Raw genomic sequence first — 22,189 nt, 5'->3', positions numbered from 1 at the left:
ATTTAAATGAGTGATGTAAAAGAAGTACTCGGAACTTATTCCGAAGACATTACAAAAACTATTGAAGAAGAATTAGCCACTATTACTCCAGATAATCTTGCTGAAGCATCTGTTTACTTAACAAGGGCTGGAGGAAAAATGCTTAGGCCGGCTTTAACATTAATAACTTCCGAAGCTGTTGGCGGTGAACGCACAAACGCCTTGAAATCAGCTGCAGCTATTGAACTTATCCACACATTTTCATTGATTCATGATGATATCATGGATCAGGATGATATGAGAAGGGGAATGCCTTCCGTCCACAAGGTTTGGGGCGATGATGTTGCAATTTTAGCAGGGGACACCTTGTTCTCCAAAGCTTTTGAAATCATTATCGGTACTGAAGGAACCAGTTCAGATCAGAATAATAAGGCTTTAGCTACCGTTGCAGATGCTTGCGTAAAAATCTGTGAAGGTCAGGCTTTGGACATGGGCTTTGAAGAAAGATTCGATGTAACCGAAGATGAATACATGGAAATGATTTTCAAAAAGACCGGTGCATTGATTGCAGCCGCTACAAAAGCGGGAGCCATTATGGGCGGTGCCTCTGATGAAGTCATTGATGCAATGTATGAGTATGGCCGTTTGATTGGTCTTGCTTTCCAGATTCAGGATGATTACCTTGATCTTGCATCCGATGAGGAAACATTAGGTAAACCAATCGGTTCAGACATCGGCAAAGGCAAGATGACAATCATTGCAATCAAAGGTTTGGAAAGCGTCGATGATGACAGATTGCTTGAAATCTTAAAAGCTGAAAATAATTCTCAAGATGAGATAGATGAAGCGATTGAAATTTTAACAAATTGTGGTGCTATTGAATATGCTCGCAATTTGGCATTAGAATCTGTTGACAAAGCAAAAGAAGTACTTGAAATATTGGATGACTCTTCATCTAAACAAGTACTTAAAGATATTGCAGATTTCGTACTTGAGAGAAGCGCATAATTTCTCTCTTTTTTTTAACTTTTTTTGGTAAACTTTGTAAATATTTTTTGTAAAAAATATGTTGCATTCTTTTTTTTAAATGTATTACTTTTCCATTGGACATTCGTATTTATAATAATTAATCATGATATTTAAATTTTTTCCGTTTTTGAATAATAATGCTTAATACTATAATAGAACTGGTTATGTAGCTGGAGTTTCAGATGATGTAAAACCTCCATTATACAGTCCAGAAAAAACTGAATTATGAGGTGATTTGATGTCTGATGATTTAAAAATTGTAGGTTTATATGTAACTGGTGTTGTTATGGTGGAGCAGATACTGCTGGAACCGCACGTATGCAATACCCGCCAAATGTCAGAATCATTCGTGTAATGTGTTCAGGAAGAATTAGTCCTTCAATGATTTTCAAAGCATTTCAGGAAGGTGCCGACGGAGTATTTGTAGGGGGCGGCCATATTGGGGACTGCCACTATGATGCAGGAAACTACAAATGGTCAAGAAGATCAAAAATCGTTGAAGACATTCTTGAGGAATTCGGCATTGAAAAAGAAAGGTTCAGACATGAATGGATTTCAGCTTCCGAAGGTGAAAAATTCAAAACCACAATGGAGGAATTTCATAAGACTTTAACTAAGTTGGGACCATTGGAATTAGAATAATTAAATGACTGCTTGGGCGGATAGTTGTTTTAGAGGACTATCTGTCCCTTAATTGTCTTTCTAACATTGGTATCTTTTTTTACTAATGTTAGAAAGAATGTTAAATAGTTAGTATTTGATTATCTTTCGAATTAATTTATTCTATGGGAATTCATCATTGGCAAGTGATAGATGCAGGCTATTGCTTTTTCTCCAACGATATAGAATAATTAATTGAAAAGAGATTTATGTAAACATTTATGTAGGTTTCTTTGACTGTCTACAATAGCTATCGAAGTTAATTCTACTTTGATAGCTATCTATTTTTAATTGCAAAATTTTGCACAGATATTATTTCACGCGTCAAGCAATAACTTTATTAACTACATAAACACAATATAATATCATGAAAGGTATTATCGGAACAATTTGCGGAGACATTATCGGATCAACCAGAGAGTTCAATTCAATTAAAACAAAGGATTTTGAATTGTTTACAGACAGGTCAATATTTACAGATGATACTGTCATGACATTGGCTATTGCCAATTGGTTGATTAAGGATAAAACTTCACAAAGTGTGTTAATTAAAGAATTACAGTATTTCGGCAGTAAATATCCAAATGCAGGTTACGGCAGAATGTTCAGCCAGTGGGTAATGCAAGAAAACCCAAAGCCTTACGGAAGTTGGGCGAACGGTTCTGCAATGAGGGTCTCACCATGTGCCTGGGTTGCGGATTCACTTGAAGAAGCTCAGGATTTAGCTTATAAGTCTGCAGCAGTTACCCATAATCATCCTGAAGGAATAAAAGGAGCTTTAGCTACAGTGGATGCAATCTATCTTGCAAAGATTGGAGCCAGTAAGGATGAAATCAAGGACCATGTTGAAACCAGATATCAATATGATTTGGACAGGACAGTGGATGAGATAAGGCCTTATTATTCGTTTGACGTTTCATGTGCAGGAAGCGTACCCGAATCAATCATCTGCTTTTTGGAAGCTGATGATTATGAAGACACCATCAGAAATACGGTCTCTCTTGGCGGAGATGCAGATACTCAGGCGGCCATTGCCGGTGGCATTGCATCTGCATTCTGGGATGTTCCTGAAGATATTGTGGATAACAGTATCAATCGATTAGATGATTTGCTGTTGGGTGTCTTAGTGGAATTTGAAGATAAATTCATGTAGATTTTTTCTTCAATTTCTTCAATTGATTCATAAAGCGGTCATCGTAGTTTTTAGCGATATCTTCGTACTTATTCCAGATTCCAATTGCAGTTTCTGGAATAACATTTCTTTTATCCTCAGAAAACTTGGTGTAGGTATGCATCATCTCTTTTGAATCGGAAATCAAAACCTTTACAAAGGGGATGTCTGCCTTTTGAATGGTGATGTCTGCATCTTCAAACAATTTGATGATATTGACTTCCTCATCGTTGATGTAGCATGTCGGGGAAGCTAAAATGTTCACTTTCAAATTTCTCCTTTTTTTAAATACCTTAACAAGGGCCTTGCCTTCACCTTCAAATAGGAATCCTATTCTCATATTTACGGAGCTTTTTGCCCTGTTTATGATTTCGATTTCCTGTGCAATGATTTTTTCAACACCATAAACTCTCCATATTGGTGCCTGAACTTGACTCATTTCGTTTTCATAGATGTATGTTAATCTGGTTATTGCATCGTCAATTTCACTGTTAATACGTTCTTTTTCACGGCTCAATACTTCAACTGGGGATTTGACGGTGTATTTAAGAGGCCTTCCATCTTCAACGTCAATAAAGTTTTTCTTGATTAATCCGTTCATAACATCATATATTTTGCTTCGCGGAATGCCTGATTTTTCTGATATTTCAGTTGCTGTCGATGATATTAGTGAGGTCAATGTCACATATGCCTGTGCTTCATACATTGTCAGTCCAAGTCCCTTGAGTACAGTTATATTCTCGTCCATGTTATTGTATCTGTTGAATGAAATATAATAAGTTTACTACTTTTAACCCTTGAATAGTGACAGAATACTTATATACCAACTTGTTGAAAATTATAATTAACAATAATTAAAGAGGTAATTTAAATGGCAGACGGATTAGATATGTTTTGTTATCAATGTTCCCAAACCGCTAAAGGTACCGGTTGTACTGTAAGTGGAGTTTGCGGTAAAAAACCAACAGTAGCAAGATTACAGGATAACTTGATCTTCACTATGAAAGGAATTAGTGCATACAACTACAATGCAAATGTTTTAGGCAAATTCAACCCTGAAATCGATGCATTTTTAACCAAAGGTTTATATACTACATTAACTAACGTCAACTTTGACGTAAATGATTTAGTTGCACTTGCTTTGGAAGCAGGTAAAGTCAGCGTAGATGTAATGAGACTGCTCAAAGACGCACACATCGAAGCTTACGGAGAACCACAACCTGTAGAAGTAAAAGTTGGAGCACAAGAAGGACCAGCAATCATTGTGACAGGTCACGACTTAAAAGCTTTAGAAGAATTGTTAAAACAAGTTGAGGGAACAGACATCAAAGTCTACACCCACTCTGAAATGTTGCCTGCTCACGGATACCCTGGACTCAACAAGTACGAAAACTTGGCTGGCCAGTTAGGCGGAGCATGGCACGACCAAAGAGCAGTATTTAAAAAATACAATGCTGCAATTGTCGGAACAAGCAACTGCGTATTGCCAGCACTTGACGCATACAAAGAAAGAATGTTCACCATGGATGTTGCAAAACTTGAAGGCGTAAAAACCGTAGAAGACTACGACTTCTCAGAAGTTATCGAATGTGCAAAATCCCTTGGATCTTTAGAAGCTGAAGAATTAACCACAATCACTACAGGATGGAGTGCAGGAGCTATTGTAGAACATGCTGATGCAATCAAAAAATTGGTCGAAGAAGGTAAAATCAGAAGATTCTTCGTTGTCGGTGGTTGTGACAAAGCGGCAAAACACAATGACTACTACAGAGAATTCGTACAAAACTTGCCTCAAGATACCGTTATCTTAACTTTAGCATGCGGCAAATACAAATTCAACGACTTGGACTTAGGCGACATTGAAGGCATTCCAAGACTATTGGATGTAGGTCAATGTAACGACACAATTGTAGCAGTTGATGTTGCTCTCGCATTATGCGAACTGTTCGACATGGAATTGAACGAATTGCCATTGACTATTGTTCTTTCCTGGATGGAACAAAAAGCAGCTGCAGTGCTCTGGGCTTTACTATACTTAGGCAAAACCGACATGTGGATTGGACCAGTACTTCCTGCATGGTGTAATGAAGACATCTTGAATGTATTGGTAGGAAACTACAATTTAACTCCAACCACCGGTGACGCAATAGCTGATATTAAAACAATTATGGGGGAATAGGCAATGAATGAGGATATTAAATCTAAAGCTTTGAATATCCAATCCCTATTGGACTATCAAAAGGACAGCGTAGTCAGCCGTGAAGTAATCAAAAAGGAGTTAGGCACAGTAACATTCTTCGCCTTTGATCAGGGCCAAGGATTGTCCGAGCATTCAGCTCCATTTGATGCAATGGTTCAGGTTATTGACGGTGAAGCTGAAATTACAATTTCAGGTGTAAAAAATACTGTTAAAGCAGGTGAAATCATCATAATGCCTGCAAATGAACCGCATGCACTTCAAGCTGAAAACAGCCCATATAAGATGATATTAACCATGATAAAAAGTGATTAATTTCACTTTATAATATTTTTTTTTAATTATTTTTCAATATTGAGCTTTGATTCACTAAATAATGTTGCTTTTCCGGATATGATTACTTTATCCTTTCTTAAGCTACAGTATAGAGTGCCCCCTCTTGCAGAGGCCTGATATGCAATTATATCCGTTTTATTTAAGACATTTGTCCAGTAGGGAACAATATGGCAATGTCCCGAACCGCATACCGGATCTTCAGCAATATTTAATTTTGGCGCAAAAGACCTGGAAACGCAGTCTGTTTTTTCACCCTCGGCACTAATATGCAACAGCAATCCATCTAGCTTTTCGATTTTTTCCAAATTTGGCTTAAAATTAATAACATAGTTCACATCATCAAAAATGCATAATAAATCTCTTGCCAGGTAAATCTCTTTGGGCTTAATTCCCAATGCATCGATAATTTCTTCAGTTATTTCAATCTTTTTCAAATCATATGATGGAAATTCCATTTCGTACAAATCGTTTTTTTGTTTAACGATTAGAGAGGTATTATCCATTCTAAAATGAACTTCCATTCTTTCCTCTTCATAATAATTAAGAATTACAAATGCAGTTGCAAGTGTGGCATGACCGCAAAGGTCAACTTCTCCTCCGGGGGTGAACCATCTTATTGTATAGCTATTTCCCTGCTTAACTGCAAATGATGTTTCAGATAAATTATTTTCAATAGCGATATTTTGCATTAATTCCTCTGAAATCCAATCATCCATTATGCAAACGGCAGCAGGATTTCCCTTAAAGACTTCATCAGTGAATGCATCAACAACAAATTGTTTCATTCTTTCTTCCACCACACCATTATCCAGTCAGCCTTGTCTTTGACATTATAGTATTTTTTTGTTTTCTCATCAAAGGTAAGTATCCTTTCCAGATATTCTCTGAGAAGTTCCTTTTCTTCATCATTATATAAATCAAGCCGGAACTTGCCGTTGTCCATGGCTTCATCGATGCTGTCATATTCGCGATAGTTGTTGAGGTCAAATCTCTGAATATTCGGATAGATTCCCAAATTGAATAGGATGTTAAAGAAATAGTTGTAATCCGGAAAATCTTCAGTCTTTATTCCAAGCTCTTTATCGAAATCCTTTTCTATCTTTTTGTTTTCAGGTCCGAAGATTGTTATGAAGACATATTTGTTGGCTATCTTATTCAGTTCCAGCAGAACTTCATCGAGGGGTATTATTGCATTTAGGGACCTTGAGCAGACAACGACATCAACATCCCCAATTTCTTCATATCTTATCTCTTCAATAGGCTTTAAGATGGTTTCTATATTATTCGCATTATTTTCAACGGCTCTTTTTTCAAGATATTCCAGCATTTTAGGGGATGAATCAATTCCAATTACTTTTCCAACCTTTTTAGAAAGGGGTATTGTAATTGACCCTTCACCGCATCCAACATCTAAAACGCTATCATTTTCATCAAGAATCAGCATGTCAAACAATGCATTGTTATAGTCATCTTTTTTTGTTCTTTTGTAAAATCCAGGAGCAGCCGCATCCCAGTCTTTGTTCACTTTTCCTTCCAGTCTTTCGGCCCAAAATCCAAGCCAATCGACATCATTCGGGTTTTCAATGCACTGTTTCATATTTACACCTTGGTTTTTCCGGTTAGGACATTCTGATAGTCTTCATAGTTTTCCTTTAGAAGTTCCGGGATATCCAGCTCATATGGGCATTTGTCTACACAGGAATAACATTCCGTACATTCTAAAGTTTTTTTCATTATTTCCTGAGTCTTCTCATCCATATTCGGTTCTGTCGGGAAACGCCTAATCCAAAGTGACATTCTGGCGCATAGGCTGATGTTGATTTCTTCCGGGCATGGCATGCAGTATCCGCAGCCCCTGCAGAAGTTAACTCCAAGCTCTTTTTTGTCCTTTTCAATGGCTGCCCTTAAATCGTCATCCAAAACGGTGCTTTCATCATAGGATAGGAATTCATTGAGTTCTGAAAGCTTTTGGATTCCCCAAATAGGAAGGACATTGTCGAACTGATTAATGTAAGCGAAACTCGCTTTGGAGTTTTTAATCAATCCTCCGCCCATTGCCTTCATTGCAATGAAACCGACGTCAAGCTGCCTGCATTTTTCAACCAGCTGCAATTCCTCTTCGCCGCTTAAATATGAGAAAGGATATTGCAATGTTTCATATAATCCGCTGTCAAGCGCTTCATGAGCATGTGTAATCTTATGTGTTGTGATTCCGATGTGTCTGACCAAGCCTTCTTCCTTCGCTTCAAGCATTGCTTTGTATAAGTCATCATCCTCTTTAGGGCAAAATGAGATGTTGTGGAACTGATGTAGGTCGAGATAGTCGGTTTTCATGCTCTTAAGTGATGTTTCCAAATCACTCCAGAATTCTTCTACTGTTTCTGATCCACTTTTTGTTGCAAGAAATATGTCTTCTCTAACATCACTCAATGCACGACCAATCTTTTCTTCACTGTCAGTGTAGAAATGTGCAGTATCATAGAAATTTATCCCATTTTCATAAGCGGTCTGAAGGATTTCAATTGAGTCTTCCATGTTTCGTCTCTGTATCGGAAGAGCACCGAATCCATTTTTGTTAACTTCCAGATTTGTTTTTCCAAGCCTCATTTTTATCAATACCCCAATTATTCTTAATCTTTATATATCTTCAATTAGATAAATAATATTACTTATTTTTATAAAATGACTTTTTATTGTGATGATTAAATGAATGATTTAGAAGAAATTATTTACAAGCACGCTTTGTTGAATGCGGCCAAGCATAAGGGTAGCGCAAATCCCGGAGCCGTAATGGGTTCCATAATGTCAAACGAACCTGAACTCAGAAGCAAAGCAAAAGAAATTGGTCCGATGTCTGGAAAGATTGTAGCGAAAGTTAATGCTTTGTCTCCGGAAGAGCAAGCTGCTGAAATGGAAAAGTTGGGCGTTGAAGTTCAAGACAAAAAGCCTAAAGCTAAAGAGGTCGGCTTGCAAGAGCTTCCTGGAACTCATGATAACATAGTTTTGAGATTCGCTCCAAATCCAAGCGGACCTTTGCATATTGGACACTCAAGAGCAGCTGTTCCAAATGCAGAATATGTAAAAAGACACAATGGTAAATTAATTTTAAGAATTGAGGACACAGATCCTAAAAGGGTCTATGAACCTGCTTATGAAATGATTCCTGAAGATTTGGAATGGTTGGGCATTAAAGCCGATGAAGTGATTTACCAGTCTGACAGATTTGAAACATATTATGATTATGCTCGCCAATTGATTGAAAAAGGCGCAGCTTACATGTGTACCTGTGACGGCGCAACCTTCAAGGAACTTAAGGATAACTGCAAAGCTTGTCCTTGCCGTGACAATAGCGTAGAAGAAAACCTTGAGTTATGGGATAAATTCGATACTATGGAAGCTGGAGAGGCTGTCTTAAGAGTAAAAACAGACATAAATCATAAGAATCCTGCTATTCGTGACTGGGTTGCTATGAGATTAGTCGATGAGGAGCATCCTCGCTTAGGCACCAAATACAGAATATATCCTATGATGAACTTTTCAGTTGCCGTGGATGACCATTTAATGGGATTGACTCACGTTTTAAGAGGTAAAGACCATTTGGCAAACACTGAAAAGCAGAAATACCTTTATGATGCAATGGAATGGGAAACTCCAGAGTATATCCACTACGGAAGGCTTAAGATGGAAGACATTGCCCTTTCAACCTCAAAGGCGATGGCAGGAATTGAAGATGGAACCTATTCCGGATGGGATGACCCTAGACTAGGAACCTTGAGAGCTATTGCAAGGCGTGGAATTGACCCAAGGACAATCTATAACCTGATTACTGAAATCGGTGTAAAAATGGCCGATTCAGCCATCAGTTGGAAAAAGATTTACGGACTTAACCGCAATTTCCTGGAGCCTGTAGCAAACAGGTATTTCTTCTGTGAAGACCCACAGCTAATTGAAGTCGAAGGTTATGAAGACGGCAAAGTAGATATTGAAAGGCCACTTCACGCAGACCATTTGGACAGAGGAAACAGGGTCTTGCCGTTTGATGGAAAAGTATACCTGGCGGCATCTGACATCAACGACGGACTGTTCAGGTTGATGGATGCAGTCAATGTTGAAATTGCAGGAGATAAGATAACTTATCACTCCACTTCATTTGAAGATGCAAGAGCAGTCAAGGCTAGAATCATTCAATGGGTGCCTACTGAAGACAATGTTGATGTTGAAATAGTTATGGATGACGCATCAATAAAATCAGGTCTTGGTGAAGGTGCACTTCGTGATTTGGAAGTTGGCAGTGTCGTTCAATTTGAAAGAGTTGGCTTTGCTCGCCTTGATGAGATTAAAGATGACAAATTAGTGTTCTACTATGCACATAAATAGGTGATTAAATGACAATGTTTACAAATGGTTATTCATCTCTCCAGATTCCTGAAGATTTTGAGCCTGTTGCAACTAAAGAGGAATTTAATGACCTGTATCTTGTAAATACTAAAATCCCAATGTCCATCAAATTTTCAACCACTCCCACACTGGTAGGGCTTCCTGAAATAATGGACGGCATTGAACAGAATTTGAAAAATAACGATAAAATCGAAGTGGTTAATTCTGATTTCATAACAATCAATGATCAGATTTACTACATGATTGTTTCATCTTTCAGCGATGGGGAAAATGAGATAAGGCGTAATGAGTTTCTATATGTTGAAGATAGCAATTTGTATATCTTCGAATTCACCTATCCTTATGCTGATAGGGAATTGGATGACTTTTATTTAAACATCATACGTTCTCTAAAAATAAGCGTTCCAAAATACATTGTGGAAGACGGAAACTATAGAATCAATGAATAATTATTTTTTTTTTAAAAAAGAGTTGGAAAAAAAGTATTTAATATACTTTTTTCACATCTTCTGGTTTAATTGTAATGTCTTTACGTCTGTACCTGACGTAGATGTCATCACCTTTAATTGCATAAACTTGGCTTGAATAGGTTTCGCCCATGTGATTGAAGATAATTTCATCTCCTTTTTTAAGCACATATTCAGCGTTACCGATATTGATTTTGATATTGTCCCTGCTTGGTTTGCTTTTGATTTCTCCAACTTTAGGCTGTGCAAGTTCAGGTTCCGGTGATTTTTTATTATTGAAAACTCTGCGTGTGTTTTCTTTTCTTAATCTTTGCTCATCGGTTTCGTGAAGTGTTTCATAATCAATATGGGTTTCATTTATGATAGGTTCGTACTCATCATATTCTTTAACGTTTCTGATGTATGTTTCATCTTCTTTTGGTCTGAGCTCTTCTGTTTCAGTAATGATTTTTTCTTTTACGTCCTGGAAGAGTTTGGAACCTGTAATTTTGTTTGTGAATCTATTTAAATCTTTTCTGTAATCTAAATCCATGCCATCATCAATTGGAGCTCCAAATTCAGTGTCTTTGCTTTCACTTACTTTGCTTGGAGTTTTAAGGGTTGGTTCTTTAATCTCTTCATTAGGAATGTCAAGTGAATCATCATCACTTTCGGATTCTAGTAAAACTTCAGTAATGTTTGAATCTTCAGAGATGCTTTCAATTTCCTCTTCGCTTTCCTGTGAAGCGGAAGTGATAGCTTCTTCGATATCTTTTTGTGAAGCAGTATTGGTTTCAGTTTCAGGTGCTTCCTCTTCTGCACTGATAGCACTGGCAATACCGACTTGAGGTTCATCATCTTTGATTAAATCGCCGATTGTTTCATTTTCAGAAACAACTTCTTCGATGAGAGGGTCTTCAACAGGATGCTCTTTTCTTCTTTTGATGCTTTCCTTAAGTTCAATTAGTTCAGCATCCTCTTCCTCAGTTCTTTGTGATTCTTTTTCTCTTTCGTTATCTTTTCTTTTAGATTCTTTAATCAATTCATCAATTGTAAATAAATCTTTTAATTCAGTTTTATCTTCTTTATTTTGAGTCATAATATCCATCTGGCTTTGTTTGATTGGTTCTTGGAATTTTTTAACATCATTTCCATAATTAATAAGTACCTGATTTTCAGATTCATATTGGTAAGTAACATTATTGTTTTCTTCAACTTCAGGAACAATATATGCATCAGAACCTATTGATGCTGTTCTTGGCCTGTTCCCGTATAAAGATTTGGTATTGGTTTGGGTTGATCTTGAGGATAATCTATTGTCATTACTACCTGATGAAAGTTTCTCCTTTCCCTGAGCTATTATTCCAGAAAGACTGCCTGTATTTGGAAGAATTGATCCTTCTTCAGCTTCAAGTTCATCGCCTTTGTAGTGTAGTTTTACAAGTATAATTGCAATTGCACCGATTATTGCAATTGTTATCCAAAGTAGTATAGTAATTACGTTCATCATTATCCCAACCCTTAAAATTTTATAATAATATTATATATGTATTATTCATTAATTTAAATATTTTCATAAAATTAGTTTACCTGGCAGTAATCATGTTTAATTTCAAAGGCAATTTTACAAATTTAAATAATCATTATGATAATTTTAATCAGGTGATTTTTTTCTTAAATACTTGCTAATGTTTTTTGTATTTTTTTACAATTTTTAGCTAAAATTTCTAAAAACATTGCTTTTATATAATTCTTAAAATAAAATATAAATTAGATTAATAATTGTTATATGAGGATTAATCATGGTTGTTAAAATTAATGAAAACTATCTTAAATTAAAAAGCAGTTACCTTTTTGTCGAAGTAGCTAGAAGAGAATCTGAATTTGTAAAGAATAACCCTGAAGCTGACGTAATCAAAATGGGGATTGGAGATGTTACCAAACCTTTAGTGCCTGCGGTTATTGAAGCATTTAAAGATGCAGTTGATGAAATGGGTAATGCAGAAACCTTCATGGGTTATGGTCCGGAACAAGGTTATGATTTTTTAGCTGAAGCCATAATTAAAAACGATTATGAAAAATATGGAATTTCTCTTGAAACTTCCGAAGTGTTCATAAGCGACGGAGCAAAATGTGATACCGGAAACATTCAGGAAATATTCGGCATCGATAACAAAATTGCAGTAACCGATCCCGTTTACACAGTTTATGTTGATACAAATGTGATGGCTGGAAGAACCGGCGAGATGGAAGACGGAATGTATGATGGTTTGACTTACCTCAAATGCAATGCGGAAAACGGATTTGTGCCAGCATTGCCTGAGGAAGATGTTGACATTATTTACTTATGCTACCCAAATAACCCGACCGGTACCACCTTAAATAAAGACCAATTGAAAGTATTCATTGACTATGCAAAAGAAAACAAAGCCATAATCTTATTCGATGCAGCTTATGAAGCTTTTATCAATGAAGATAATGTTCCTCACAGTATCTATGAAATTGAAGGTGCAAAAGAAGTAGCCATTGAATTCAAAAGCTTTTCAAAAACTGCTGGATTTACAGGAACCCGTTGCGCATACACTGTCGTTCCTAAGGAATTAATCGGTTATGACAGCGAAGGAAATGAAGTGGAAATCAATCCATTATGGAACAGAAGGCAAACCACAAAATTCAATGGAGTATCCTATCCGGTACAAAGGGCTGCTGAAGCAACTTACTCAGAAGAAGGTAAAAAACAGATTAAAGAAATCGTTGACTATTACATGGCAAATGCAAAAGTAATCCGCGAAAGCTTAACCGATTTAGGCTTGGAAGTTTACGGTGGAGTAAGCTCTCCTTATATCTGGGTTAAAGCTCCTAATAACATGGATTCATGGGCTTTCTTTGATTTATTATTAAATGAAGCAAATGTTATCGGAACTCCAGGTTCAGGATTCGGTCCAAGCGGTGAAGGTTATTTAAGACTCACTGCATTCAATACATTAGAAAATACCAAAGAAGCAATGGACAGAATTTCTAAATTAGATATTTAGGTGTTGAAATTGAAAGAAGTAGAAAAACCAATAACTATTGAACATGATGATTCATTTAAAGTAATTTTATCAAAATATGGTGCATTGGCACTGGATAAGCAGGATAATTTATCACAATTAATCGGAGATGATGTGGGCGATTTGGATATCGAAAAAGGCACAATCACCTTTGGGGATATTAAGATGCCCGTTCAGATTTTAGGATTTTTCTCAAATGATTTGAACCAATGGTCATGGGCTTGGGACAGTGAAGATATATTCGGTGAAAACTTGATTAGGGCAGCTAGCCAAATTAAGGCTATTGGAGACGAATTCGGAATTGTCGAGTTTGCATCACCTGTTCTTCAGACAGATTTCGATGCATGCCATACCTTGGCAATGGCATCAACAGCTATTTTAAAATATGATGCATATTATGTGGTCTCTGAAGATGGCCTTGACATTTTTGTAGCTGTTGAATCTGATGAAATTGAGGAAATCAATTCCGTTAAGAAATTCAGAGACATTTTCTACAATTTCCAAAAGAATTACAGAATTCACGCTAAAATTGCATTTGAAGCATATACAAAGCTCAAAGGATATGGTTTTAAAGCACATGATGATTTTTATGTAGCAAAAATAGGCGAAAGCCGTATAATTTGTGGTTTTACTGAAAGGGGTAATGTCACCCGTCTTTTAATGTATGAAGAAGATGATTAGGGATATTATGGATCAGGATTTAGTCGATGAATTGGAATATATGAAAGATTTGCTGACTAAATCTGGATTTTTTTCAGTCGACGAGATTATAGAAATTTTGGAAGACCAATTCATTGAAGAGGAAATAGACCTTTCCGGATGCGAAATTTCATTAAATGATTTCACAAGTGAAAATTTCTCTAGATTGGAGAATGCATTTAGCAGATTGGCCTGTGAAAAGATTGTTGCAGTTCACAATTGTGGATATGACATAGAGGAGGGTGTCGTCGATGCATTTGAACTCTTTGTTCACTTAAACAATAACAAGTTCAAGTCTGAAGGATTCTGCTTTTACACCTTTGAAGATGTTGAGGAGGCAATTGAAGAGGCAAAATTGAAAATCACATTTGGCGATTTTGAAAACGATGAAAGAAAGGCATTGGAAATTGGAAAAATCATTGAAGAATATTTGAAAGAAGAAAACTTTAACATTAATTGGGATGGGACAATTAACAACCAAATTGAAATTAATCCTTTTAGATGGGATAAATCCTATGATGATGAAAAAGAATATGAAATTGAAGGAGCTTATGAGGTTTTTGTTGAAAATCAGGTGTTAAAATGAATACAAGATCTTTAAAATTAATTCGTGAAGTATTGATTAATTCAGGTAAATGGACTTCTCTTGAAATATCTCAAGATTCAATTTATTTGCAGTTTAGAGATGTGGAACTAGGCACTCCAAAATCCGATGAAAGTTTTTCATTGGTTGTCCGTTTTGCTCAAGATTCTTTTTTGACTGTTTTTTACAGTAACATATGGGATGTGGACTTTTTGTCCAGATATAACTATAAGGTTCACTTTTTAAGTGAAGAGTTCCAATTCAATATCAAGGAAGTCAAATTCATCGATTTCGAATATCTGAATACATTCTTCTATAATTTCAAATCCGAAAAAACATTTTCCGTTGTTGAGGATTTTGATATCCACAATATCCGCAGCGACTTTTTCATGCTTATTGAAACTGATGAGATGGGAATAGTGGTCGGAGGAAATCAGATGGACTTTTTCTCCCCATTCGAGAGACTGGACGATGCGTCACTTCGTGAACTTTCAAATCAATGGATGCTTTACTTTTTGAAGTATCATCAAAAAAGAAACCTGATTAAAGACCCTATGTGTGAAAACCATCCGTTGCTGTTTTCCAAAAAATAATTTGATTGGTGTTTTTTTTTGAACATTCAATCAAAATTCTTATTTTAATTTTTAGTTTTTTCCATCATTGTATATTTAGGAAAAGTTTTTTAATTATTAATGATAAAATAATAGTCGTATGAAAATTTTACAAATTTTCTCATATTAATTTTTAAGGAGTTATTAAATGACTTGTAGTATTTTAGTTGGTGGAGCCTGGGGCGACGAAGGTAAAGGAAAATGCATCACATACCTTTGTGATAATGACAAACCAGATATAATTGCCCGTGCGGGAGTCGGACCAAATGCAGGACATTCCGTTGAATTCAATGGTGAAAAATATGGTTTAAGACTAACCCCGTCAGGTTTCGTACATACTGATGCAAAACTTATGATTGGAGCGGGAGTTTTAGTAAACCCTGACGTTTTATATAAAGAATTCGAAGACTTGAAGAAATATAATGTAAAAGAAAGGATGTCTATTGACCCAAGATGTGCTATTATTGATGAGACTCACATTGACAGGGACAAAGCTTCCGAACATTTATCCAAAAAAATCGGAAGTACAGGTTCAGGATGCGGACCGGCAAATTCCGACCGCGTAATGAGGTCAATCAAATTGGCCCGTGACATTCCGGAACTTGAAGACTACATCACCGATGTATCACTTGAAGTAAACGAAGCGATTGATAATGGCGAAGATGTATTCATTGAAGGATCTCAAGGCTTTGCGCTATCACTTTACTATGGCTCATATCCGTTTGTAACCAGTAAAGACACTACAGCATCCACATTCGCAGCCGATGTCGGTGTCGGCCCAACTAAAGTCGATGAAGTCATTAATGTATTCAAATCTTACATTTCCCGTGTTGGTGAAGGTCCATTCCCAACTGAAATGACACAGGAAGAAGCTGAAAGCCAAGGACTCGAAGAATATGGTGTTGTAACTGGAAGACGCAGAAGAATCGGTTACTTTGACATGGAACTTGCTAAGGAATCATGCAGAATCAACGGTGCAACCCAAATCGCATTGACATGTGTGGATAAGCTATTTGACTGCGCACGCGTACAGGACTACAGTGAATTGTCCGCTGAAACCAAGGCATTCATCGAAGATATTCAAACCGAAACAGGCGTTCCTGTAACTATCATTTCCACAGGGCCAGATTTAAAAGACACTATAGATTTAAGAAAAGAGTTGTTATAGTGTTAAAAGCTCGCTAAGAGCTTTCTTTTTTTTATTTTTTTTTCTAATTTAATTGCTTGCTGTTTTTGTTCTATAGAAAATAATTGACAGGACTACAACCACGGCCATAATAAGTACATCAACCATTATCTCAAATGAACTGGAACTCATGAACAGATTGACTATTCCGATTATCCACATTATCATGATTAGGATTGGAAGTATGTATTTTATGATAGTTACCCATATTGGTCCAACCTTTATGATTGATTTCTCGTTTAGTATTGGTATTAACTTTTCAGCACCATAATACCATCCGAAGATTATGCATTGGATTGCAACAAGCAGGAGGATTGCAAACTGATTGATGAAGGAGTCAACAACGCCTACAAGATAGCTGCTCATTCCGGAAGTGAAAAGCAATGATCCAGCACATCCCACGACAGTCAGTATTGTAACCACTTTTTTACGGCTCATGTCGAACTTGGCTGAAATTGACCCTATTGCCACTTCAAAGAATGCGAATGAAGATGTCATTCCTGCGAAAAATACTGCTATGAAGAACAACGGTGCCAGAATGTGTCCAACAGGCCCCATCAGACTGAAGATTTTTGGAAATACTACGAATATCAGTCCGGTTCCTTCGCTTACAAGCTGCACTAATGGAGTTCCGGATGTTGCGGTCATGTATCCCAATATTGAAAATACTCCAAATGCTGTGAATATTTCAAAGCTTGAATTTGATGCGATAATGAAAAATACATTGTCGGTCAATTTTGAATTGTCGGCCAGATAGCTTGCATATGTGATTGCAAGCGCTTCACCCATTCCAAGGGAGAATATGATTTGTGAAAATGCTGTCAGCCAGATATTGATGTCCAAAAGGCCAGCCCAATTCGGATTAATCAGTGCATCTATTCCTATGCCTGCTCCAGGCAAGGTCAATGAGAATATGACAATGATTGCCATGATTATGAATACCAGCGGAATCAAGATTTTTGATGCCAGCCCGATTCCCTTGTCGATGGATTTGTGGGAGATGAACCATAAGATTGCCCAGCTTATGATGACGCATATTCCAATAGGTATGAAGAAGTTTGCGAAGTCTGCAATGTTTGCTGTTCCGCCAACATTCTTGACAAAATAAAGCGCAGTATCGCTACCCCAGCCGAATGACAGGCTGCTTCCTATATAGAACAGATCCCAGCTTATTATCACCATATAATACATCAGGACAATTGAAATTGAAAAAATCAGTATCCATGCTATGAATTCAAATTTCGGGTTGATCTTTTTTAGAATCTCTGAAAACGACCGCTTAAATGAAAAACCAATGCCGTACTCTAAAATAAGAAATGGTATTCCCATAATCGCTATTGCAACAAAATAAGGAATGAAAAATGCTCCTCCGCCGTTGGAGTATACGACATAGCTGAATCTCCAAATGTTTCCAAGGCCTATTGCAACTCCGATCATTGCAAAAATAAATGCCCATTTTGAATCCCATTGTGCATATTCGCTCATAATATACTATTTTTAATGTTAAAATATTTAAGTTATTTTAAGTAATCTGAAGATTGTTTATACTGTAAATTTCATTAAAATATATTAAATTTGCTTTCCAATATTTAATCATGTATCGGGATATGATAATCATTAGGGGAGCAAGGGTTCACAACCTGAAAAATATTGATGTTGACATTCCTCTCGGAAAGATTGTAGCTATTTCAGGAGTTTCCGGAAGCGGCAAATCATCACTTGCTCTTGGTGTGCTTTATTCAGAAGGTTCCAGAAGATATCTGGATGCACTTTCCACTTATACAAGGCGCAGGATTTCACAGTCAAAAAAGGCGCAGGTCGATTTGATTCAGTATGTTCCCGCCGCTCTGGCCCTGCATCAAAGGCCGAACGTTCCGAACATCAGGTCAACTTTCGGAACCTCGACAGAACTTTTGAACTCCTTAAGGTTATTGTATTCAAGATGCGGAAACTATTTCTGCCCTAATGGGCACATGCAGGAGCCAACGTTGAATGTTGCCCGGGAAATTCCAATAAAATGCCCTGAATGCGGTGCGGAATTTTATGGATTGGGAGCTGAAGAATATGCATTCAACTCAGATGGAGCATGTCCGACATGCAGCGGAACAGGATTTATTCGTGATGTCGATTCAGCCAAATTGGTTTCGGATGAGTCCAAAACGCTTGAAGAAGGTGCAGTTGATGCATGGAACCAGTTCGGCATCTCCTGGATGTATCATGTTGCAGGAGAGCTTGGCGTCAGATTGGACGTTCCTTTCAGGGATTTGAGTGATGAGGAAAAGGACATTGTCTATAATGGCCCAGCTGTTAAAAAATACATCAACATTCCATCAAAGAACGGCAAACTGTTTGAACTGAACGCAGAGTATAGGAATGCCCACCGAGCTATTGAAGAAGCCTTGAAAAATGCCAAAACAGAAAAGGGCCTGACAAAGATTAACAAATTTTTGACAACCAAAGTCTGCAGCGACTGTGAAGGCACAAGGTTGAATTCAAAAGCTAGAGAAACTCTTTTGGGCGGAATCAATCTGGCCGAAGCCTGCAGGATGAATCTTAAAGATCTGGTCTTATGGGTTCAGAGGGTTGTTGGCGAGTTGCCTGATGATGTTCGTGAGATGGCCGAAGAGATAATCGAGGAGTTCATGGATAATGCAAAAATACTTCTGGATTTGGGATTAAGCTATATTTCACTTGACAGACCTTCAAACACCCTTTCAACCGGAGAGCTTCAGAGGGTTCAGATTGCAAGGACATTGAGAAGCCGCACAACAGGGGTATTATACGTCTTGGACGAGCCGTCCATAGGCCTTCATCCGAACAATGTCGACGGTTTGATCAATGTTATCAGACGCTTGGTTGAGGATGGAAATTCGATAATTCTGGTTGACCATGACACAAGAATCCTAAGCATTGCCGATTACATGATTGAATTGGGTCCATCTGCCGGGGCCGATGGAGGAAACATCATCGCCCAGGGAACTCTCGACGAGATTAAAAATAGTTCAGATTCGCAAATTGCACCATTCCTGACAAAATCTGAAAATGTTGTTATTAGGGACAAATCAGGCGATATATTTGAAAATGGTGCCATTGAAATCAGAACTGCTCAAATTCATAACGTAAAGGAAATGGATATCAAAATACCGAAAGGGAAACTGACTGTTGTAAGCGGCGTGTCAGGCAGCGGAAAGACTACTCTTCTTTTGGAGGCACTATATCCCGCAGTTAAAGCACAGATTAATGATGAAGAATTATCTGATGATATTAGAGACATTGTCTGTGATGGCATTAAAAAGATAGAATTGATTGACAGCGTTCCAATAGGCAAGAACGTAAGAAGCACAGTTGCAACATACTCAAAGGTATTGGATGACTTAAGAAGAGAATTCGCCAAACTGAGTGATGAATATAAGATGGCTGACTTTTCATATAACACAGGAAAATTAAGGTGTCCGACCTGTAATGGAACAGGCAGCGTATCGATGGACGTGCAGTTTCTGCCGGATGTCGAAATGACATGTCCTGACTGTGACGGGCTGAGATATGACAAGAAAGTCGATGACATCAAGTATAACGGATTGTCTCTTGCAGATATCATGAGCCTGACTGTTGATGAGGCATTGGAAGATCTCTTCGGTCTTGAAAAGGCTACAAGCAAATTGCAGAAGTTATCTGATTTGGGTCTTGGATATCTGACTTTGGGAGAAGCCACTCCAAGCCTGTCAGGTGGTGAAGCGCAAAGGTTAAAGCTAGCTTCTGAAATAGGAAAAAGCCAGAAGAATTCCATATTCATTTTTGATGAGCCGACAATAGGCCTTCACCCGTTGGATGTGAAGGTGCTGATTGATGTATTCAATCATTTAATCGAAAATGGAGCTACTGTTATTGTAATTGAGCATGACCTTGATTTGATTGCAAATGCTGACTATATCATTGATATTGGAATTGATGGCAACGTTGCTGGTGAAGTATTGGCCTGCGGTAGTTTGGAGGACATTATCAGCTCTGATGATAGCTTGACTGGAAAATATCTGGATGAGCTATGAATGTGATGAGGATTGGTATTAAAAAATTTCAAGAGTTTGAAAGTGTAGTGGAAGTTCTTGAATTATAGATTTGCCTTAAAATATAATTATTGACAGTTATTAATCCCTAAATTTAAATAAGATTTATCCACCAATATATTATTAGTGAAAATAACGGGTTTCGGTGATATGATGGGAAATCAGCCCAAAAAAGACCTGAACTATTTGGATTATTCTAAAGATGCAGTTGAAGGCAATAGCGTTCAGACCACATTCAAGTTCCAGGAAATCCCAAAGTCGGAAAAGGCTTTGAAACTAAAGGAAGAAGGCAAACTAAAAGAGGCACTACGTATTATTGATGATGCTCTAAATGAGAATCCCAATGATTTCAGGAACTGGAATGCAAAAGCACTTATTTTGGATTCATTATCAGAGTATGAGAAAGCTATTGAATGTTTTGACAATGCCCTTAAACTCAACAATTCTGATTTTATTAAAAAAGATAAAGCAAACACCTTATATAATTTCGCAAAGGTAACATTTTTCCCGGAAGGCGATTATGAAAAGGCGATGAATTTGATTGATTATGCATTAGACAACTTGCCTGAAGATGAAGATGCATCTGAATACTTGTTTTTGAAGGCGGAAATTTATGAAAGCATGGGTATGCCAATGGAAACCAGAGTGTATTATCTGAAAGCGGAAGGAGAATTCGAAAAGGCTAATCAATTGTCTGCTCAAATGGAATTTATAAAAAATAGCGATGATGTCTTGATAACCGTTTCCGGAACTAATTTTTTCAAAGGCCTTAATCCATTTGAAAACGGGCGAATCTTTAATCTGGTCAAGCAGCCTGATAATGAGCATGACAGTGATGCGATAGCTATTTTTTTAGCCGACGAACAGGTAGGATTTGTTGCAAACAGCCAATATACATTAATTGATGGTGTTAAAAGCGCCAGTGAAATCAAATTCATTGATGATAATCAAAAAGCGGAAGTGGTGTTCGTTTTCTTTGATAGATATGTGATTATGAGATTAGTGGGAGATTAATGTTAAATCTCCTCTAAACTGAATGAACCCAAGTCAAGCAAATCAAAGCTTAAAATTTTTGGAGCTACGGTAACCTTTCCAACTCCTGTAATAATCTTATATGCTTCAAAGGCTTCAAGACATCCAATCAGGTTTGGTGTTGGACCAATGACTGGAGGAACTCCTGAAGTTACTCCTTTCAATGCTTCAATTGTCTCATCATCCAATTCTTTTCCTATTGAAGGCAGGTTGAACATTTCCTCATAAGTCTTGTCGCTGTTCGGCAGGAAAACTGTAATCTGGCCTAATGTTCCGTGAATCGCTCCGTGAATGTATGGAATTCCCTTTTCCTTTGCGGTTCTTGAGACGATGACTCTTGTGAGGACATTGTCAAGTGCATCGATTACAATATCACTGTCTCCAATTACCTTATCTATGTTTCCTTTATCCACATGCTCATTGAAGATGCTTGTTTTTACATATGGATTGATCAATCTTACCTTTTCAGCGGCCACTGAGCTTTTGTCAAGTCCCAGGTCAGCTATTGTAGCCAGGGTCTGTCTGTTTAAATTTGATAAATCGAATGCATCCTTGTCAACTAAAACCAGTTCGCCAACACCCATTCTTGCAAGCATTTCTATGGTTTCTCCACCGATACCGCCACAGCCGATTACTGTAATTTTTGCATCCTTGAATCTTTGTTGTTCGCTTCTTGTTACTATGCTCATTTGGCGGGAAGCTATTTCCCAGTATCCGTCTCCAATGTATCTTGTCGGCATTTTTT

The 22,189-nt window shown here is 37.3% G+C and carries 20 protein-coding genes and 1 pseudogene; 14 read left to right on the top strand and 7 right to left on the bottom strand.

The window, feature by feature from the left end; genetic code table 11:
- The first annotated feature begins 6 nt into the window (after positions 1 to 6).
- From idsA to QZU81_RS01180, 3 genes and pseudogenes are all read left to right on the top strand, one after another.
- Positions 7 to 987 carry a short chain isoprenyl diphosphate synthase IdsA gene (gene idsA / locus QZU81_RS01190; protein ID WP_292850955.1) on the top strand — a complete coding sequence of 327 codons (981 nt, stop codon included), beginning with the start codon at positions 7 to 9 and terminating at the stop codon, positions 985 to 987.
- Positions 988 to 1,246: 259 nt separating this feature from the next.
- A pseudogene (locus QZU81_RS01185) lies at positions 1,247 to 1,650 on the top strand (hydrogenase iron-sulfur subunit).
- Positions 1,651 to 2,035: 385 nt separating this feature from the next.
- Complete coding sequence (locus QZU81_RS01180) at positions 2,036 to 2,821, top strand: ADP-ribosylglycohydrolase family protein (RefSeq protein ID WP_295589033.1); 786 nt, start codon at positions 2,036 to 2,038, stop codon at positions 2,819 to 2,821.
- Here the strand turns inward: QZU81_RS01180 and QZU81_RS01175 are convergent.
- Positions 2,814 to 3,587, bottom strand: a complete 774-nt coding sequence (locus QZU81_RS01175) for a TrmB family transcriptional regulator (RefSeq protein ID WP_295589031.1) — start codon at positions 3,585 to 3,587, stop codon at positions 2,814 to 2,816. The two genes, QZU81_RS01180 and QZU81_RS01175, sit on opposite strands and share 8 nt — an antisense overlap.
- Positions 3,588 to 3,710: 123 nt before the next feature.
- Here QZU81_RS01175 and hcp point away from each other — a divergent pair, with 123 nt between their 5' ends.
- Together hcp and QZU81_RS01165 are read left to right on the top strand one after the other, a co-directional pair.
- Positions 3,711 to 5,018 (top strand): hydroxylamine reductase, encoded by a 1,308-nt coding sequence (hcp, locus tag QZU81_RS01170; protein ID WP_295589029.1) that lies wholly within the window; start codon positions 3,711 to 3,713, stop codon positions 5,016 to 5,018.
- 3 nt (positions 5,019 to 5,021) lie between these two features.
- Positions 5,022 to 5,351, top strand: a complete 330-nt coding sequence (locus QZU81_RS01165; protein ID WP_295589027.1) for a cupin domain-containing protein — start codon at positions 5,022 to 5,024, stop codon at positions 5,349 to 5,351.
- Between the two features lie 26 nt (positions 5,352 to 5,377).
- On the opposite strand, the gene QZU81_RS01160 is transcribed toward QZU81_RS01165, so the two are convergent.
- Genes QZU81_RS01160 through QZU81_RS01150 form a run of 3 tightly spaced genes read right to left on the bottom strand, consistent with a single transcriptional unit; the run spans position 5,378 to position 7,988 of the window.
- Positions 5,378 to 6,157 carry a PhzF family phenazine biosynthesis protein gene (locus QZU81_RS01160; protein WP_295589024.1) on the bottom strand — a complete coding sequence of 260 codons (780 nt, stop codon included), beginning with the start codon at positions 6,155 to 6,157 and terminating at the stop codon, positions 5,378 to 5,380.
- Complete coding sequence (locus QZU81_RS01155; protein WP_292850932.1) at positions 6,154 to 6,969, bottom strand: class I SAM-dependent methyltransferase; 816 nt, start codon at positions 6,967 to 6,969, stop codon at positions 6,154 to 6,156. The genes QZU81_RS01160 and QZU81_RS01155 overlap by 4 nt, the downstream gene beginning before the upstream one ends.
- 2 nt (positions 6,970 to 6,971) lie before the next feature.
- Positions 6,972 to 7,988, bottom strand: a complete 1,017-nt coding sequence (locus QZU81_RS01150; protein WP_342764254.1) for an aldo/keto reductase — start codon at positions 7,986 to 7,988, stop codon at positions 6,972 to 6,974.
- 90 nt (positions 7,989 to 8,078) lie between these two features.
- Here QZU81_RS01150 and QZU81_RS01145 point away from each other — a divergent pair, with 90 nt between their 5' ends.
- Together QZU81_RS01145 and QZU81_RS01140 are read left to right on the top strand one after the other, a co-directional pair.
- Positions 8,079 to 9,749 (top strand): glutamate--tRNA ligase, encoded by a 1,671-nt coding sequence (locus QZU81_RS01145; protein WP_292825694.1) that lies wholly within the window; start codon positions 8,079 to 8,081, stop codon positions 9,747 to 9,749.
- 8 nt (positions 9,750 to 9,757) lie between these two features.
- Positions 9,758 to 10,219, top strand: a complete 462-nt coding sequence (locus QZU81_RS01140) for a hypothetical protein (protein WP_292825697.1) — start codon at positions 9,758 to 9,760, stop codon at positions 10,217 to 10,219.
- Between the two features lie 37 nt (positions 10,220 to 10,256).
- Here QZU81_RS01140 and QZU81_RS01135 read toward each other — a convergent pair whose 3' ends face one another.
- Positions 10,257 to 11,726, bottom strand: coding sequence for a hypothetical protein (locus QZU81_RS01135; protein ID WP_292825700.1), 1,470 nt, complete (start codon positions 11,724 to 11,726; stop codon positions 10,257 to 10,259).
- Between the two features lie 292 nt (positions 11,727 to 12,018).
- On the opposite strand from QZU81_RS01135, the gene QZU81_RS01130 reads away from it, so the two are divergent.
- From QZU81_RS01130 to QZU81_RS01110, 5 genes are all read left to right on the top strand, one after another.
- Positions 12,019 to 13,251, top strand: coding sequence for an LL-diaminopimelate aminotransferase (locus QZU81_RS01130; RefSeq protein WP_295589023.1), 1,233 nt, complete (start codon positions 12,019 to 12,021; stop codon positions 13,249 to 13,251).
- Positions 13,252 to 13,950 carry a DUF6882 domain-containing protein gene (locus QZU81_RS01125; protein ID WP_292825706.1) on the top strand — a complete coding sequence of 233 codons (699 nt, stop codon included), beginning with the start codon at positions 13,252 to 13,254 and terminating at the stop codon, positions 13,948 to 13,950. It begins immediately after the preceding gene.
- A gap of 7 nt (positions 13,951 to 13,957) precedes the next feature.
- Complete coding sequence (locus QZU81_RS01120; protein ID WP_295589022.1) at positions 13,958 to 14,554, top strand: DUF6891 domain-containing protein; 597 nt, start codon at positions 13,958 to 13,960, stop codon at positions 14,552 to 14,554.
- Positions 14,551 to 15,144 carry a hypothetical protein gene (locus QZU81_RS01115; protein ID WP_295589021.1) on the top strand — a complete coding sequence of 198 codons (594 nt, stop codon included), beginning with the start codon at positions 14,551 to 14,553 and terminating at the stop codon, positions 15,142 to 15,144. Before QZU81_RS01120 ends, QZU81_RS01115 begins: the two co-directional genes overlap by 4 nt.
- Before the next feature lie 166 nt (positions 15,145 to 15,310).
- Complete coding sequence (locus QZU81_RS01110; protein WP_295589020.1) at positions 15,311 to 16,330, top strand: adenylosuccinate synthetase; 1,020 nt, start codon at positions 15,311 to 15,313, stop codon at positions 16,328 to 16,330.
- 48 nt (positions 16,331 to 16,378) lie between these two features.
- Here QZU81_RS01110 and QZU81_RS01105 read toward each other — a convergent pair whose 3' ends face one another.
- Positions 16,379 to 17,833, bottom strand: a complete 1,455-nt coding sequence (locus tag QZU81_RS01105) for a sodium-dependent transporter (RefSeq protein WP_295589019.1) — start codon at positions 17,831 to 17,833, stop codon at positions 16,379 to 16,381.
- A 122-nt stretch (positions 17,834 to 17,955) separates the two neighbouring features.
- Here QZU81_RS01105 and QZU81_RS01100 point away from each other — a divergent pair, with 122 nt between their 5' ends.
- Complete coding sequence (locus tag QZU81_RS01100; RefSeq protein ID WP_295589018.1) at positions 17,956 to 20,394, top strand: ATP-binding cassette domain-containing protein; 2,439 nt, start codon at positions 17,956 to 17,958, stop codon at positions 20,392 to 20,394.
- 171 nt (positions 20,395 to 20,565) lie between these two features.
- Positions 20,566 to 21,426 (top strand): HIRAN domain-containing protein, encoded by an 861-nt coding sequence (locus QZU81_RS01095; RefSeq protein ID WP_295589017.1) that lies wholly within the window; start codon positions 20,566 to 20,568, stop codon positions 21,424 to 21,426.
- Between the two features lie 2 nt (positions 21,427 to 21,428).
- On the opposite strand, the gene QZU81_RS01090 is transcribed toward QZU81_RS01095, so the two are convergent.
- A complete protein-coding gene (locus tag QZU81_RS01090) occupies positions 21,429 to 22,184 on the bottom strand; it encodes a HesA/MoeB/ThiF family protein (protein ID WP_295589016.1) in 756 nt (251 codons plus the stop codon).
- Positions 22,185 to 22,189: the final 5 nt, after the last annotated feature.

The organism is uncultured Methanobrevibacter sp., from assembly GCF_902770715.1.
In the GTDB taxonomy this organism is placed as follows: Archaea; Methanobacteriota; Methanobacteria; order Methanobacteriales; family Methanobacteriaceae; genus Methanocatella.
This window is presented reverse-complemented; position numbering and strand designations above follow the sequence as displayed.